The organism is Nocardia arizonensis (assembly GCF_001310275.1).
Taxonomy (GTDB): domain Bacteria; phylum Actinomycetota; class Actinomycetes; order Mycobacteriales; family Mycobacteriaceae; genus Nocardia; species Nocardia arizonensis.
The window spans coordinates 1-489 of sequence record NZ_LGYZ01000056.1 but is presented as its reverse complement, the minus strand read 5'-3'; the positions used below and the strand labels follow the sequence as shown (position 1 = coordinate 489).

General features: G+C 50.7%; 1 protein-coding gene. It reads right to left on the bottom strand.

Annotated features, from left to right (window positions below):
- Positions 1-302, bottom strand: a 302-nt coding sequence (locus APZ21_RS35070; RefSeq protein WP_204249078.1) for a hypothetical protein, incomplete at its 3' end; no start/stop codon positions are given.
- Positions 303-489 lie beyond the last annotated feature (187 nt).

Sequence of the window (489 nt, the reverse complement as noted above, 5' to 3'; positions counted from 1 at the left end):
CTACTCCCAAAATCCGTCCTATACGCGGTAGCCAGTACGGACTTCAATTTTTTTATGTCGATAACTGAATTGGCCGGAAAGTAATGCGGCTTGCCGTAGTTCTCGAATCGGATGGGATCACCATCCTTGTCCGCTCCCCGACTGAAGCAATTGCTGTCAACATTATGGAAATGGAGACATCCCGCACTGCCATCCGGAAAAACCCCTGCATAGATCAGCGCAATACATTTCGCATCGCTGTTGTCTACCCAGATCCACAGTGTATTGCAGAATGGGTCTCCAGCCTCCACCATCGCGTCCACGGCGAAATGCATGTCACCCGCACACCGAGGGTGAATGGGTTCATGCGAGTTAGAAAATGTAATCTCGATAGCGAGTTCTGTGTCGCTCGACACTACCTCTTCCAATTATTTCCCCTAAAGATCAAAATTCTCCCACAACACGCCCTGTGGTCCCATCGGCGGCGTATCGGCAATGAAACCCGAGCCA